Source organism: Comamonas sp. GB3 AK4-5, assembly GCF_041320665.1.
Taxonomy (GTDB): domain Bacteria; phylum Pseudomonadota; class Gammaproteobacteria; order Burkholderiales; family Burkholderiaceae_C; genus Comamonas.
This window is the reverse complement of the sequence record NZ_CP166730.1, coordinates 4,420,121-4,433,618: the sequence shown is the minus strand read 5'-3', so window position 1 is coordinate 4,433,618 and position 13,498 is coordinate 4,420,121. Positions and strand designations below refer to the sequence as shown.

The window sequence follows — 13,498 nt, the reverse complement described above, 5'->3', positions numbered from 1 at the left end:
TGCAGCCGCAAGCGAAATAAAACAGTCGCCCATGTCTCAGGTCAGGGCGGCCTTGAAGCTAAAAAAGATAGCAGGAGTTTTCTTACCCATGTCCAAAAACTTTGCCCTGATCGGTGCCGCAGGCTATATCGCACCGCGCCATATGCGTGCGATCAAGGACACTGGCCATCACTTGGCGGTGGCTTATGACATCAACGATTCGGTAGGCATCATCGACAGCATTTCGCCGCAAAGCGAGTTCTTCACCGAGTTTGAGCGTTTCTACGAGCATGCCCATCAGCTCCAGCGCAGTGCGGCAACAGCTTTGGACTATGTGGCCATCTGCTCCCCCAACTATCTGCATCACCCCCATATTGCGGCAGGGCTGCGTTTGGGCGCTGATGTAATTTGTGAGAAGCCTCTGGTTCCCACACCGGAGTTGATGGATGAGCTGGCGCTGATCGAGCGCGAAACGGGCAAGCGTGTCTACAACATTTTGCAGCTGCGCCACCACGAAGCCATTCTTAAGCTGCGCGAAAAAGTGGCCGCTGCACCGGCGGATACCAAGTTCGATGTGGAGCTGACCTACATCACTTCGCGCGGCAAGTGGTACATGGAGAGCTGGAAGGGCGACAACCGCAAGTCGTTTGGTGTCGCCACCAATATTGGCGTGCACTTCTATGACATGCTGCACTTCATTTTCGGCAAGCTGCAGCGCAACGTGGTGCATTACAGCGGCGTAGCCAAGGCGGCGGGCTATCTGGAGTACGAGCGTGCCCGTGTTCGCTGGTTCTTGTCGATTGATGCGAATGACCTCCCTGAAGAGGTTAAGGATAAGAAGCCTACCTATCGCAATATCGACATCAGCGGTGAGCAACTGGAGTTCTCGGAAGGCTTCACAGATTTGCACACCACCAGCTACCGCGAGATTTTGGCTGGGCGCGGTTACGGCCTGGCTGATGCGCGACATTGCATCGAAACGGTGAATGTCATCCGCACTGCCAACACTGTGCGCGGAGAGGCCGGAGAAGTGCACCCCTACGTAGCCAAGTTGGTGAAGTGATGGAATACACCGTCCACCCCAGCGCTATCGTGGATGAAGGGGCGCAAATTGGTGAGGGCAGCCGTATCTGGCACTTTGTGCACGTATGCGGTGGTGCCCGTATTGGCAAGGGCGTCTCGCTGGGGCAAAACGTCTTCGTGGGCAACAAGGTACAGATTGGCAACCACTGCAAGGTGCAGAACAACGTCAGCGTGTATGACAACGTCACGCTGGAAGACGGTGTGTTCTGCGGCCCCAGTATGGTATTTACCAATGTGTACAACCCCAGGTCACTCATTGAGCGTAAAAGCGAATACCGCAACACCTTGGTGAAAAAAGGGGCAACGCTAGGGGCCAACTGCACCATCGTCTGCGGCACAACCATAGGCGAATACGCTTTTATTGGCGCGGGAGCTGTGGTCAACAAGGACGTTCCTGCCTATGCCCTGATGGTTGGTGTCCCTGCGCGGCAAATTGGCTGGATGAGCGAGTACGGCGAACAGCTGGATCTCCCTCAGGAAGGCAGGGCTGAAACAACCTGTATGCACAGCGGCAGGCGCTATGTGCTCCACGATAAGACGGTGACTCAACTCCCTTGATCTTTCGCTCTCCGCATCGCCCGCTTGGGTGATATTGAAAGCAGTACAACACTTCGACCCATGGACTTCATCGATCTCAAAAACCAATACCAACGTCTGAAATCCGATATTGATGCTGGCATCCAGCGTGTGCTGGAGCATGGTCAATACATCCTGGGCCCTGAAGTGGCGGAACTGGAGGAAAAACTGGTTGCCTACACCGGCGCCAAATATTGCATCAGCGTGGCCAATGGGACCGATGCGCTGCAGATTGCACAGATGGCCCTGGGCATTGGGCCTGGTGATGAAGTCATCACGCCGGGGTTCACCTACATTGCCACCGCTGAAACAGTGGCGCTGTTAGGAGCCAAGCCGGTTTATGTGGATGTGGACCCTCGCACCTATAACCTGGACCCGGCAAAGCTTGAGGCCGCCATCACTTCTAGAACCAAGGCCATCATCCCGGTCAGCTTGTATGGCCAGTGCGCTGACTATGACGCCATCGACGCCATTGCACGAAAGCACGGTATCCCTGTGATTGAGGACTCTGCGCAAAGCTTTGGTGCCACCTACAAAGGGCGCAAAAGCTGCAATCTGACAACCATTGCATGCACCAGTTTTTTCCCGAGCAAGCCTTTGGGCTGTTATGGCGATGGCGGCGCCATCTTCACCAATGACGATGAGCTGGCCAAAGTCATGCGCCAGATTGCACGCCATGGGCAGGATCGCCGCTATCACCATGTGCGTGTGGGCGTGAACAGCCGCCTGGATACCTTACAAGCCGCCATTCTGTTGCCCAAGTTAGCGGTGTTGGATGAGGAAATAGCGCTGCGTCAGCAAGTTGCTCTGCAGTACACCCAATTGCTGGGGCAGAAAGGCATCAGCACCCCCCCCTATGTGGAAGCTCATAACACCAGTGCCTGGGCGCAATACACCATCCAGGTGGACCGTCGGGAGCAGGTGCAAGAGCAGCTCAAGGCGGCAGGCATACCCACGGCCGTGCACTACCCCATTCCCATCAACAAGCAGCCAGCCGTGGCCGATTTCAACGTGCAGCTGTCTGTGGGAGATGCCGTGGCGCAAAGAGTGATGAGTCTGCCTATGCATCCGTATTTGGATGAAAAGTCTGTCCAACGTGTGGTTCAGGCCGTTTCTAATGCCTGTGAGCAATTAGCACATCATTCTGTTTGATATTTAGAATACTTTATGAAGGGGTTATATATAAATATATTATTTCATGTGCAATAATATATTTTGACTGTGGATCTTGGCATCAGTTTCTTAATATTATATTGCGAAAACCTGATTGAAGCGGTAGAGGATAGTTTTTGAAAAATTTTCCATCTTGAAAAATAATCGTATTTATCTGAATTAACCTCAATTAGTTAGGTGGAGCTAAGTGTTATTTGGAAATAGTACACAAAATAATTGATTGAACGGATGCGAAAATTAATTCCTCGAAGCACTTATGCACGTAACGTGCTTACGCTGATGACTGGCACTGGTCTAGCACAGGCCATACCAATTGCCATCAGCCCCATTCTGACAAGAATGTACAGTCCTGGGGAATTTGGTCTATTTGCATTTTATATGGCAGTGGTATCAATCGCTGTTGTGCTGGTAACGGGGCGCTATGAGCAAGCTATTCTGTTGCCGAGGAGGGATAGAGATGCACTTCACATCACGATGCTGGTTCTGCTGCTCAGCAGTGTAATCAGTGCTACTCTGGCACTGCTGATCGCTCTGTTCAATCAGCATATTGCGATTTTTCTGGGGAACCCAGACCTGGCACCTTGGCTGTATTGGGTGCCGCTATCGACTTGGCTCATGGGTATGTACCAAGGGCTGAATTATTGGAGCAATCGTAAAGCTCAATACAAACGCTTGGCAATCAGTCGTACGGTGCAAAGCGGCAGTGGTGCATTGGCGCAGCTGGCTTACGCTCGCTTTGGGGCCTCGGGGCTGGTGATGGGACAGGTCACGGGGCAAGTCTTGGCGACTAGCATACTGGCGCGGATGATTTGGCGAGAAGACCAAGCCGTGATCCGCTCCTTAAATATCCGACGCGTTGTAGTACTGGCTGGAAAATATATTAATTTCCCCAAATATCTAGTTGTCGCTCATGGCTTTAATACAGCCTCGGGCCAGATGCCTGTGTTGTTGTTAAGTACTTTATTTGGTACTGCTACGGCTGGATTATTTACCCTGACTCAGCGCGTACTAGGGGCTCCAATGTCTTTGATTGCTTCCGCGTTGGGCGACGTTTTTCGGCAAGAAGCAAGCAAAGCCTATATTCATCAAGGTAATTGTGAAAATATCTATAAAAAAACATTAAAGCGCCTGGTTTTTATTTCATTATTGCCGTTTTGTATTTTTTTCTTCATTGCTCCTGGATTTTTTGCATGGGTTTTTGGTGAGCAGTGGCGTATAGCTGGTGAGTATGCTCAAATTTTGACGCCTAAATTTCTTTTCGATTTCTTTGCTGGGCCGCTAAGTGCTATGTTTATGATTGCAGAGAAGCAAAGGCTTGATTTGGTATGGCAGATATCCTTGATTTCAATAGCAGTTATTTCTATTGTTCTCGGATATATTATGTCTGACGTTAAAATTTCTTTGATATTTTATTCGATAGGACATTGTTTTATGCAATCGATAAATTTGTGGATGAGTTACGGATTTTCTAAAAACAAATAACTATATGGGGAATGAGTTGAAAATTCTATTGATCACGCAAGGTATTTCTCGCATCGTAGATCCAATAATTACATCTAAGCATGAAGTGGTTGGTGTTTTGGAGTCGATGCCTAGAAATTTTTCTGGAATTAATAGTAAAGGGATTGTTTTTGAATTTATTAAAAAAACATATTCTATACTCTCCAGGCGTGAAATATCGTTAAGGAGATTTTGTGCGAAAAAAAATATTCCTTATTATTTTATTTGGAAAAAAAATTCAAGTGATGCAGCTCAATGGATTCGAGAAATAGCACCAGATTTAATTGTGGTTTTTAGTATGTCGCAATTGTTGAGGAGGGATATTTTAAGTATTCCTCCTATGGGGGCGATTAATCTGCATCCTTCATACTTGCCTAGTTACAGAGGGCCAAATCCTGACTTTTGGCAGTATTGTAGTATGGAGCTTAATCCCGGAGCGACGGTGCATTATATTGATCTTGGGGAGGATACTGGTGATATCCTTTTTCAAGATCGTTTGCCTATTCCTTTGGGAACTAAATCGCCTGAGCGCCTAGATAAACTGGTGGGCGGTTTAGGGGTCTCATTGCTTCTGAAATCTATAGATGCGATTGCTGAAGGTAAGGTGTCAAGGTTGAAGCAGTCGGAAATAAGTCCAACGCCTCGTGCACGTAACTTGATACCTGAAGAGCATGCAAATATTATTGACTGGGAGCACTGGGATATAGAGAAAATATGGCATATATTGCGTGGAACGGAGTCGTGGCTAAATGCTATTGCACAGCCAGTCGGATTTATGGCCGGACAACGTTGGTCGATAGATGCATATGAAAAGATTCAAGATGGTATTGGAAGACCTGGGGATATTGGGCGTTACAAAGGTCGGCGTTGCTTGTTTGTACGAGGGGGGGTGATTTTTTTGAGTGTCAAATTTGATCCGAAAAGGGTTGTTTTGAAATTTCTCAATAAATGAATGTATATATGATTACTAATAAAGAAAAATATCGCGATCTCTGTTCTCAAGAATTGTCTATCCCTATTTTTAGTCAAGCTTGGTGGCTAGACTCTACGGCAGGGGATTGCTGGGATGTGGTCTTGTTGGAGAAGGGGGGGGAGATACTGGCTTCTCTACCTTATGTCACTAAGAAGCGTTACGGTTTTAAATTGTTAACTCAACCAGTATTAACTCAAAATCTTGGGCCATGGTTGAGGCCAAATGCTGTGAAGAACTCCAAAAAGCTAGCTCTGGAGAAGGATTTAATACAAGAGTTATACGCTAAACTGCCAAAACATGATTTTTACAATCAAAACTGGCATTATGATCGTACGAATTGGTTGCCTCTCTATTGGCTTGATTATCAGCAGACGACAAAATATACATACATAATACCAGATATATCAAATATTGATAAAGTGGTGAGTGATTTTGAACATTCAAAAAGAAAAAATATAAAAAAGAGTGAAAAAATCGTAAAAATTGTTTTTGATATCAGTCCTGAGGAGTTTTATGAGAATCATAAAATGACATTGAAAAAACAAGGGCAAACTATTTCGTATTCTTTTGAAGTTTTTTATAAATTATATAAAAATGGTTATGCGAATAATTCTGCAAAAACTATTGCAGCATATGATGAACTTGGTAATTTACATGCGGCGCTCTTTGTGGTTTGGGATAAAAATAGTGCGTATAATTTGATTAGTACAATCGATCCTGATTTTAGAGTTTATGGCGCTGCATCTTTATTGATAAGAGATGTTATTATCTATGTTTCAAGATTTGTTAATAAGTTTGACTTTGAAGGCTCAATGATAGAGCCTGTTGAGCGCTCTTTTCGTCAATTTGGTGCTGTGCAAATTCCATATTTCTCGATTAAAAAAACTCCTTCGCGGATGTTAAGGGTATTACAGGGGGTGCATGAATTGAAGGTTGGCTGGTAGAGCTTTTAGGCTCCATGAGAAATAAAAGGGCAGACTTATGTGTGGAATCTTAGGTGTTTTTTCAGGCCATCCAATTAATGTAGTAGACATACAGCGTATGAGCGATGCCCAAGTGCACCGCGGACCAGATGGTCAAGGCTTTATGTTCTCGCGAGAGGTGCAGATAGCGCAGAAAATACCAGGATTGGCGGACTTTCATCCTGAAACACCTTGTCATATAGCCTTAGCTCATCAGCGTTTGGCGATTGTAGACTTGAGTCCGCTAGGCCATCAGCCTATGGTTCGGCAGCAACGCTATGTCATCACCTTCAATGGTGAAATTTACAACCATATCGAACTGCGCGCAGAGCTGGAGGTGATTGGTTATCGATTTGCATCGCATTCGGATACCGAGGTCATTCTGGCTGCCTATGATGCCTGGGGCTCGGACTGTTTGAATAAATTCAATGGCATGTGGGCGTTTGTTATTGTTGATGTCGTTCAGAATCGCGTTTTTATGGCGCGTGACCGCTTTGGTATCAAGCCACTGTATTATTATCAAGGTGATAGCACTTTCGTTTTTGCCTCAGAGATTAAAGCTTTGTTGGTGCACCCTGCGGTACAAGCGAGCCCAGATAAAGAGTTTTGTCGTAATTATTTGAAAAGTGGTCCGACAGAGGAGGGACGTCAAACAGCATGGCAGGGTATTTCTCGATTTCCTGCTGCGTGTTTTTTAGAATGCAATCTGGAGCAAATATATAAAGAAAATTTTGTGCCGACTCTGTATTGGGATGTTGAGCCCAATCTGAGCACGGAGGGATTTGATGAAGCCAAGGCAAAGCAACTAGCGAATACCTATTACCAATTATTGGAAGATGCGGTGCGACTTCGTTTGCGCGCCGATGTTAAGGTGGGCTCGGCCCTTTCTGGTGGCTTAGATAGCTCATCTATTGTGTATCTGATTAACAAAATATTATCAGAGCAAGGTGTTGCTGATCGGCAAGAAACATTTTCTAGCGTTTATAAGTCTCCAGGAACGCAGGATTGCGATGAGTCGCGTTTTATAGATCATCTGGCCCAGGTGTTAGATGTACGCTCTAACCAGATTGAGCCGCAGGTGGACGAGGTGCCTGATGAGCATGAAAAAATGATCTATGCCATGGATTGTCCCCCGGAAAGCACCTGTATGTCCGGCTGGCATACTTTTAAACGGGTGGCGCAGACGGATGTGACCGTCACCTTGGATGGTCAAGGGGCTGATGAGCAGCTGGCAGGTTATTTACCTTATTTGTCGTACTGGTTCGCGCAAATGCCGCTATCACAAGTACTTGTCGAGTTTCCTAAGCTGTTCGCTATTCCTGGGGGGGCCGGGTATGCGCTGCGTGGGGTTGTTGCAGGGATAGCACGGCGTGTTCTCGGCAAGCCTTTTACTATGGATTTAATTCGAAAATTAGGCTATCGAATCGACCCGTTCATTCATTTGAATCAGAAACTAGTACAGGATTTAAAAGTTTCACTTCGTGTATTAATTCATTATTCAGATCGCGTTTCTATGGCACATTCTATTGAATCTCGCATGCCGTTTATGGATTACCGGGTGGTTGAGTTTCTGGCATCTGTGCCAGCTGCATACAAATTACATGGCGGTTGGACAAAGTATCTGGCGCGGCGTGCGTTTGAAGGAAGGTTGCCTGATGAAATCGTGTGGCGTAAAGACAAAATGGGGTGGTCAATTCCAGAGAAACACTGGTTTGAGGGGCCGCTCAAAGAGTGGATGCTGGAGCGAGTGAACGAGCCTGCGTTCATGCAGTGGTTGGGTGTCGGTCCTGCTGATCTCCCACTGGAGCGCTCGGGCCCTTCCATGAGAGAGAAAGTCCGTTGGCTGAATCTCGCAACTTGGTACCAGCTTTTTGTCGGCGGCCCGAGGAGCTTGCAGCCAATGGACAGCGCTGCTGAAAAGGTGGATTTATGAATACATGGGTGTCCTCCGCCGCCTTGGCTTGGTTGCAAGTCATTCTGGAGGAGCGTTTTGGTCATGCATTTTCTCTGCATACTAGGCCTGACAACACGCTGATAATGAGCTTGCCCGGTGATTTGCGTTGCATATCACTAGCCCTAGATTCCTCCACTTTTTCCCGCACTGACTCCAATTTGCCTTGTGCTCAGTGGAGCGCTGCTGCTGAAGGTTGGCATACTGCCTTGCTTGGCAATCTCCCTGCTCCTGGGAAAGCAGCGTTGGATAAAGTATTGATCACGTCAACTGCCAACGGCTTGCATATTGACTATGACATCTTGGGTCTTGCGTATTGGATGCTGACACGCCAAGAGGAAGTGGGCCGAACGGACTTAGATGAGCATGGGCGCTTTCCTGCTGTTGCATCCCATGCTTATCGGCATAATTATCTGGAAAGGCCAGTCGTTGATGAGTGGCTGCATGTGCTGGGGCAGGTGGTCGCTAAAACTTGGCCCACTCTGATACTGCGCCAACACACATTCAGTATCAAGGTGTCGCATGATGTAGATGGGCCTAGCCGCTATGGCTTTAGAAGTTGGAGGGGTATTGTGCGTGGCATGGGGGGGGACGTTTTTAGGCGTGGTGATCTCGTAGGTGCGCTGCGAGCACCATGGATTCGCTGGCGCACGAAGACTGAGCTACATCCGCTCGATCCTTCCAACACCTTTGAATGGATCATGGATTTATCCGAGCGTCATGGTTTAGTTAGTGCGTTTTATTTCATCTGTGGGCGCACTTCTTCCCTGGACGCTGATTACCAACCTGAACACCCTGCCATTCGCACGCTGATGCGTCGTATTCACCAGCGTGGACATGAAATCGGTTTGCACCCTAGTTATGGAAGCTATCAAAAACCTGACGTGATTCGTACGGAAGCCCTACGACTGCGTCGTATTGCAGAAGAGGAAGGCCTTGTTCAATCTGAATGGGGGGGGCGTATGCACTACCTGCGCTGGGAGCAGCCCACGACGCTGCGCGCCTGGGCTGATGCCGGGATGAGTTATGACAGTACTTTGGGTTACGCTGATCGTCCCGGATTCCGTTGCGGTACTTGCTTTGAGTACCCTGCATTTGACCCTATTGAGAATAAAGAATTACCACTGAGAGTGCGTCCGCTGGTGGCAATGGAGTGCACTGTGATGTCTCCTCTATATATGGGTTTGGGAACAGGCGATATTGCATTGAATAAATTTCAACAAATCAAGAATGCTTGTTGTGCGCTCGGAGGTTGCTTCACGCTGTTGTGGCACAACTCCCAGTTTGAGATGCAATCAAAGCAGGCTCTGTATGAGGAAATTTTACTCTCATCTTTTAGGTGAGAATTTTTATTTTGCTAGGTGCGTTATAATTTTAGATTGTTAAGTTGTTTTTCGATATTAGATTTATTCCTACTGGAGTGATATGATAAATATTTTTGATAATTATCTCGTAAAGAAGGCCGCTCAATGAGAATAAATGAGGCCTCATCTAGGGTGTCAGTATTTTTATATTATTTTTTATATTTTGTTGTTTTTCAATTTGTTTATCAGAAATGGGTAACGGATATTTATGAATATGCTGGTTTTTTGGATCTCTTTCAAATAGAGAAATTTTTATTTAGTTTGTTTTTCTTGTTTTTATTGATTTTTTCAATCGGAAAAGACAATAGGCCATCCAATATTTTTATTCATGTTGGAATTTTGATTTTATTCGTTCCTTCTGCTGTTCTTTATGCTGGGGGTGGAGCTGCATGGGAATTTATTTTTGTAACCACCTTGTCATTTCTTATTGTTTCATTTTCTTCGAGATTAATCAAATTAAAGCCAATTTCATTTAATGGATTGGACGATAAAAAAATTTTAAATTCACTTGTTTTTTTTGCATGTTTACATATTGTTAGTGTTTTTTCATTTGGTGGTGGATCTTATTTTAATATTGATCTTTCTAAGGTCTATGACCTTCGAGAAGGTGCTGCTGAGGTGTTGCCGGGTTTTTATGCATATATCAATTCTGCTGTCTCTAAAACTATTATCCCTTTCGCTGTTGTTATGTCACTCTTGCAGAAAAGATGGATATATTTATTAATGGTTTCTATTTGCTCGTTTTTGATTTTTGCTTTAACGCAGCATAAGGCGCCAATATTTGTTCCGATTCTGGTTGTCGCGATTTATATCATGGCCAATGGGAATATTAAAAGAAATCTAGCATTCTTTTTGATTGCAATTGTTGTAGTATCGGGTATTGATTTTTGGTTGTCGGAAGGCAATGATAGGGGGGTCTTTGGTTGGTTTGGTTCCTTGTTTTTGAGGCGTACACTTTTACTTCCTGCTGAGATAAATAGTCTTTATATTGAATTTTTTTCTCACACCGATAAATATTATTGGGCAGACTCTAAGGTTACGCTGGGTTTGTTGGACCCTCCTTATGATTTGAGTGCTCCGAGACTGATTGGTCAAAATTATGGCGAAGCTTATTTCGGCACTAATGAAGCGTCTGCAAATACGGGGTGGATCGGTAGTGGATTCGCACAGGCTGGATATTTAGGGATTTTTATCTATTCGATTCTCCTTGGAGTGGTATTTTCTTTTTTGAATGCGTATTCGAAAAAAATTGGTGGACGGATTGTGATTGCCCTGTTTGCTCAGCAGGTTATTGCTGCACTTACAGCCACGGACTTTCTTACTCTCTTTATTACTCATGGTCTTTTTTTGGCATTGATTCTTCTGATATCAATGAAGCCAAACTTAAATTCAATAGAATTGAAATGAATAAAACCAGAATTGTCCATCTCACTTCGGCTCACTCTCGCGCTGATACACGAATTTTCCTTAAGGAGTGTATATCGCTTGCTAAGCATGGCTACGAGGTCAATTTGATTGTCGCTGATGGCAAAGGTGACGAGATAAAGAATAATGTGGCCATTTATGATGTAGGTGCATCTAAAGGGCGGATTAATCGCATATGCCAAGCACCTGGAAGGGTGCTGGTAAAGGCTCTGGAGTTGGATGCCGACTTGTACCATCTGCACGATCCGGAGCTGATACCCATTGGCCTCCGATTGAAAAAATTTGGCAAGAAAGTGGTTTTTGATGCGCATGAGGATGTGCCTAAGCAGTTGCTGAGCAAGCCCTATCTGAACCGACTTGCTCGTTGGGTGTTATCTCGGGTATTTGCTTTCTATGAGCGTTGGGCATGCCGAAAGCTGGATGCTGTGATAGCTGCTACACCTTTTATCCGTGATAAATTTTTAGCCATGGGTGTGCAAGCAGTGGATATAAACAACTTTCCGCTGCTTGGGGAGCTTTCTAGCGGTGAGGTGGACTGGGCGTGCAAAGAAAATAAAGTATGTTATGTTGGAGGTATAGGTCGTGTTCGCGGGGTTTTAGAAATAGTACAAGCGATAAATCTGGTGGGTAGCGGAACTCGCTTGCAATTAGGGGGGAATTTCTCAGAGCCTGATTTTGAAAAGCAAGTGCACTCAGAAGCAGGCTGGTCACAAGTGGACGCGTTGGGGTGGTTGGATAGGGACGGAGTCAAGGTGGTTTTATATCGCTCAGTGGCGGGGTTGGTTACTTTGCATCCCATCATCAACTATATCGATGCACTACCAGTGAAAATGTTTGAATATATGGCGGCTGGCGTGCCAGTTATTGCTTCCTCCTTTCCTTTGTGGCGTGAAATTATTGAAGGGAATAATTGTGGAGTATGCGTCGACCCTTTGGACCCGGCAGCTATTGCTCGTGCCATTAATTACTTGGTTTCCCATCCGCTTGAGGCAGAATCTATGGCGCGCTGTGGGCAGCGAGCAATACACGAAAAATACAACTGGACCATTGAAGAAGAAAAACTATTGAAGTTTTATAATCACTTGGCTATATCTGCGTAAATTTTCTCTAGAGCATCTTCCGTAATTGAATAAAAATGTATTTCTTGGAAGAATTGGCATCATTCTGAAAATTTATCTGAATCTTGTAAACTTTATATTTTTAGATGCTTTAGAAGCAGGTTCTTTAAATATTGTTAAGAATAAAGTGTATGGTGTGAGAAGAAAAGGGTTATTGAAAAAATGAGGGTATTACTCATCAACCATTACGCAGGTTCTCCCTTACATGGCATGGAGTTCCGCCCCTACTACTTGGCGCGTGAATGGGTACGTATGGGCCATCAGGTGAAAATCGTTGCCGGGGCCTATTCGCATATTCGAGCACGACAGCCTCAGATATCTTCTGGCGCACATCAGCAAGAGGAAATCAGGGATGGTATTCACTATTGTTGGTATGCTACGCCGAGCTACCGTGGCAATGGGGTGGGGCGCGTTAAGAGTATGCTCTCCTTCTTATGGCACCTATGGCGCGATAACAAAGCGTTGGCGTGCGATTTCAAGCCTGATGTGGTGATTGCATCCAGCACCTATCCGATGGATATTTGGCCCGCACGGCGTATTGCGAAAGCTGCAGGGGCCAAGCTAGTGTATGAGGTGCATGACTTGTGGCCGCTATCGCCTATGGAGCTCGGTGGGATGTCGAAGTGGCACCCGTTCATTCTGTGGGTGCAGATGGCTGAGGATGCAGCCTACCGCCACGCGGACAAGGTGGTGTCGATGCTGCCCAAGGCGTTGTCTTATATGCAGTCGCGTGGAATGGCCGCGGATAAGTTTGTCTACGTCCCCAACGGCGTGGATGAAGAGGAGTGGAGTGACCCGCAGTCTCTGCCTGTTGAGGTGGCGCAGCGGTTACAGGCAATTCGTCAGGCTGGACGGCCTGTTGTGGGCTATGCCGGAACACACGGCCTTGCGAATGCACTTGATGATTTGCTGAGCGCTGCTCAATGCTTGCAAGGGCAGGCAGAGGTTGTGCTGGTGGGCAATGGGCCAGAACGTGAGCGGTTGCTGGCGCGTGTAGAGCAAGAAGGGCTAGGCAATGTGCATATGCTGCCTTCAGTGCCTAAAAGGGCTGTACCAAACTTGTTGAAGGAATTCGATATCGCCTATATCGGCTGGCATTTAAACCCGTTATATCGTTTTGGTATCTCGCCTAACAAACTGATGGACTACATGATGGCGGCCAAGCCTGTGGTGCACGCTGTATGTGCTGGAAATGACCCCGTCGGTGAGGCAGGTTGCGGCATTACGGTGCCCGCAGGAGATGTGGAGGCGATTACCCAGGCTGTGCTGCGTTTGACGGCGTTGCCAACTGCCGAGCGCGAGGCCATGGGGCAGGCAGGGCGCGCCTTTATTTTGCGCAATCAGACTTATACGCAATTGGCTCAAAAGTTTGTGGGCGCGGTAGCAGCTTGATG

The 13,498-nt window shown here is 46.4% G+C and carries 11 protein-coding genes; all 11 read left to right on the top strand.

The annotated features are described in order from the left end of the window. Positions 1 to 88 precede the first annotated feature (88 nt). A complete protein-coding gene (locus ACA027_RS19710) occupies positions 89 to 1,042 on the top strand; it encodes a Gfo/Idh/MocA family oxidoreductase (RefSeq protein ID WP_370679880.1) in 954 nt (317 codons plus the stop codon). Then, positions 1,042 to 1,620: an acyltransferase gene (locus ACA027_RS19705; RefSeq protein WP_370679879.1), complete on the top strand. Its 579-nt coding sequence runs from the start codon at positions 1,042 to 1,044 to the stop codon at positions 1,618 to 1,620. The genes ACA027_RS19710 and ACA027_RS19705 overlap by 1 nt, the downstream gene beginning before the upstream one ends. A gap of 60 nt (positions 1,621 to 1,680) precedes the next feature. Next, a complete protein-coding gene (locus tag ACA027_RS19700) occupies positions 1,681 to 2,790 on the top strand; it encodes a DegT/DnrJ/EryC1/StrS family aminotransferase (RefSeq protein ID WP_370682638.1) in 1,110 nt (369 codons plus the stop codon). A gap of 249 nt (positions 2,791 to 3,039) precedes the next feature. Continuing rightward, complete coding sequence (locus tag ACA027_RS19695; RefSeq protein WP_370679878.1) at positions 3,040 to 4,293, top strand: lipopolysaccharide biosynthesis protein; 1,254 nt, start codon at positions 3,040 to 3,042, stop codon at positions 4,291 to 4,293. A 4-nt stretch (positions 4,294 to 4,297) separates the two neighbouring features. After that, on the top strand, positions 4,298 to 5,263 hold the full coding sequence (locus ACA027_RS19690) for a methionyl-tRNA formyltransferase (RefSeq protein WP_370679877.1): 966 nt from the start codon (positions 4,298 to 4,300) through the stop codon (positions 5,261 to 5,263). 8 nt (positions 5,264 to 5,271) lie between these two features. Beyond that, positions 5,272 to 6,228, top strand: a complete 957-nt coding sequence (locus ACA027_RS19685; protein ID WP_370679876.1) for a methicillin resistance protein — start codon at positions 5,272 to 5,274, stop codon at positions 6,226 to 6,228. A 97-nt stretch (positions 6,229 to 6,325) separates the two neighbouring features. Continuing rightward, a complete protein-coding gene (asnB, locus tag ACA027_RS19680) occupies positions 6,326 to 8,179 on the top strand; it encodes an asparagine synthase (glutamine-hydrolyzing) (RefSeq protein ID WP_370679875.1) in 1,854 nt (617 codons plus the stop codon). Further along, positions 8,176 to 9,540, top strand: a complete 1,365-nt coding sequence (locus ACA027_RS19675) for a polysaccharide deacetylase family protein (RefSeq protein WP_370679874.1) — start codon at positions 8,176 to 8,178, stop codon at positions 9,538 to 9,540. The genes asnB and ACA027_RS19675 overlap by 4 nt, the downstream gene beginning before the upstream one ends. 126 nt (positions 9,541 to 9,666) lie before the next feature. Then, positions 9,667 to 10,968, top strand: coding sequence for a hypothetical protein (locus ACA027_RS19670; protein ID WP_370679873.1), 1,302 nt, complete (start codon positions 9,667 to 9,669; stop codon positions 10,966 to 10,968). After that, complete coding sequence (locus tag ACA027_RS19665) at positions 10,965 to 12,086, top strand: glycosyltransferase family 4 protein (protein WP_370679872.1); 1,122 nt, start codon at positions 10,965 to 10,967, stop codon at positions 12,084 to 12,086. The genes ACA027_RS19670 and ACA027_RS19665 overlap by 4 nt, the downstream gene beginning before the upstream one ends. A gap of 228 nt (positions 12,087 to 12,314) precedes the next feature. Then, positions 12,315 to 13,496, top strand: coding sequence for a glycosyltransferase family 4 protein (locus ACA027_RS19660; RefSeq protein WP_370679871.1), 1,182 nt, complete (start codon positions 12,315 to 12,317; stop codon positions 13,494 to 13,496). The last annotated feature ends 2 nt before the right edge of the window (positions 13,497 to 13,498 follow it).

Bases quoted from the DNA above. Each gene is read 5' to 3' on its own strand.
- ACA027_RS19710 (WP_370679880.1), top strand. From the start codon at position 89: ATGTCCAAAAACTTTGCCCTGATCGGTGCCGCAGGCTATATCGCACCG.
- ACA027_RS19705 (WP_370679879.1), top strand. From the start codon at position 1,042: ATGGAATACACCGTCCACCCCAGCGCTATCGTGGATGAAGGGGCGCAA.
- ACA027_RS19700 (WP_370682638.1), top strand. From the start codon at position 1,681: ATGGACTTCATCGATCTCAAAAACCAATACCAACGTCTGAAATCCGAT.
- ACA027_RS19695 (WP_370679878.1), top strand. From the start codon at position 3,040: ATGCGAAAATTAATTCCTCGAAGCACTTATGCACGTAACGTGCTTACG.
- ACA027_RS19690 (WP_370679877.1), top strand. From the start codon at position 4,298: ATGGGGAATGAGTTGAAAATTCTATTGATCACGCAAGGTATTTCTCGC.
- ACA027_RS19685 (WP_370679876.1), top strand. From the start codon at position 5,272: ATGATTACTAATAAAGAAAAATATCGCGATCTCTGTTCTCAAGAATTG.
- asnB (WP_370679875.1), top strand. From the start codon at position 6,326: ATGAGCGATGCCCAAGTGCACCGCGGACCAGATGGTCAAGGCTTTATG.
- ACA027_RS19675 (WP_370679874.1), top strand. From the start codon at position 8,176: ATGAATACATGGGTGTCCTCCGCCGCCTTGGCTTGGTTGCAAGTCATT.
- ACA027_RS19670 (WP_370679873.1), top strand. From the start codon at position 9,667: ATGAGAATAAATGAGGCCTCATCTAGGGTGTCAGTATTTTTATATTAT.
- ACA027_RS19665 (WP_370679872.1), top strand. From the start codon at position 10,965: ATGAATAAAACCAGAATTGTCCATCTCACTTCGGCTCACTCTCGCGCT.
- ACA027_RS19660 (WP_370679871.1), top strand. From the start codon at position 12,315: ATGGAGTTCCGCCCCTACTACTTGGCGCGTGAATGGGTACGTATGGGC.